Source organism: Sphaerochaeta sp. S2, from assembly GCF_016406725.1.
GTDB lineage: Bacteria > Spirochaetota > Spirochaetia > Sphaerochaetales > Sphaerochaetaceae > Sphaerochaeta.
Genome location: NZ_JAEKNT010000430.1, coordinates 1 through 1,362, shown reverse-complemented (window position 1 = coordinate 1,362; position 1,362 = coordinate 1). Strand labels below are relative to the sequence as shown.

General features: G+C 46.5%; 2 protein-coding genes and 1 pseudogene. 2 read left to right on the top strand and 1 reads right to left on the bottom strand.

Going from position 1 to position 1,362, the window contains the following annotated elements; all coding sequences use genetic code 11:
- Positions 1 to 188 (bottom strand): annotated as a pseudogene (locus JF818_RS12365) (hypothetical protein); the annotation flags it as partial.
- 503 nt (positions 189 to 691) lie between these two features.
- On the opposite strand from JF818_RS12365, the gene JF818_RS12360 reads away from it, so the two are divergent.
- Both JF818_RS12360 and JF818_RS12355 read left to right on the top strand, forming a co-directional pair.
- Positions 692 to 964, top strand: a complete 273-nt coding sequence (locus JF818_RS12360) for a metal-sensitive transcriptional regulator (RefSeq protein WP_198892298.1) — start codon at positions 692 to 694, stop codon at positions 962 to 964.
- Positions 965 to 980: 16 nt separating this feature from the next.
- Positions 981 to 1,151, top strand: a complete 171-nt coding sequence (locus JF818_RS12355; protein ID WP_198892297.1) for an LDCC motif putative metal-binding protein — start codon at positions 981 to 983, stop codon at positions 1,149 to 1,151.
- Positions 1,152 to 1,362: the final 211 nt, after the last annotated feature.

Here is a 1,362-nt window from a genome sequence, read left to right as displayed (position 1 = left end):
CTACCGACATATTCCCAAGCGGGGCTCTCCAGGATGTCCTCCTTCTCGAAATCCATCTGGGCCGAGAGGCTTTGCAGCTGTCGCTCCATCTGCGTGCTCACACGACAGTACAAGGCAACCCGGACACGCTTGAAATGCCGTCCGGCTGGGATGACATGTATGATGGGTTTTCTTTTCTCGTCCGGCATGGTTTTTTATAACACGAATGGAAAGGGATGGATAGCGTGAACGAAACATGAGTAGCCAAATCAAAATTGAAAATATCATATATCCAGGCCAAGGACAGACAAGGGTATATATTCAGTAACTTCGCGGTCATCCCAAGGTTTGAGCAGATAGGGATAGCGTCATTACAATTTGACTAAAACTACCTCCAAGGTACACCGCATGGGGATAAAATGGTTCGGGGTCACGTCAATACAAACCTCAGGTTCTTCGTACTCTCGTTTCTTCAACATTAATATTGATGCTTAAAACATCTATTATTGGGGTTTAGTTATTTTACTTAACCCTATTCACAGCCTTCTTGAAACTGCAATGAGGGCTCTTCCTGGAAATGTTCTCGTGCTTCAATAGATAATCTTACATTTACATCTTCCACTAGCCCGGAGTAACAGCAGTGGGAAAGACATTTCATTTATATGGTGGTCATACGCTTGACAGATATACCCCCTAGGGGTATATTGTGTATATGGATGAACGCACCAGAAAGAAAACAGATTCCCGCCTTGCCCGCATCGAAGGACAAGTGAAAGGCATCAGGAAAATGGTCGAAGTCGACCGGTACTGTATCGATATCCTCACCCAGATATCCGCCGTGATCTCAGCGCTCAAGGGAGTGGAGGAGATCGTGATGGAGCATCATCTCCACACCTGTGTGGCCCATGCCATGCAGCAGGAGGACCCAGAGGAGAAGCAACTGAAGATCATCGAGGTGATGGATGCATTCAAACGATTTCGCTAACCGAGGAGGTGTGCCGATGAAATTTTTCAAGAACATCAAGGTTCGTTGGAATGATTATCTGAAAAAAATGGCGGAAGCCAATGATCGTAACTTTGGGGACCAACGGTTGGACTGTTGTTCGCTCAACAGGAAATCCGCAGAAAAGGATCCGACGGGGGACATCATCAAGAAGTACAACAGATCCTGATCTCACCCTTTTTCCCACGACGATTGTCAAACATCCTGGTTTCCATACAGGAAAACCATTATAAGGAGGAGCCAATGAGCGATCCAAAAGAACTTACAGAACACTATCATGGTCATGGCAACCATTCGGACCATGGCAACCATTCGGACCATGGCAACCATTCGGACCATGGCAACCATGCGGACCATAGCAACCATTCGGAACATAGCAA

Bases quoted from the DNA above. Each gene is read 5' to 3' on its own strand.
- JF818_RS12360 (WP_198892298.1), top strand. From the start codon at position 692: ATGGATGAACGCACCAGAAAGAAAACAGATTCCCGCCTTGCCCGCATC.
- JF818_RS12355 (WP_198892297.1), top strand. From the start codon at position 981: ATGAAATTTTTCAAGAACATCAAGGTTCGTTGGAATGATTATCTGAAA.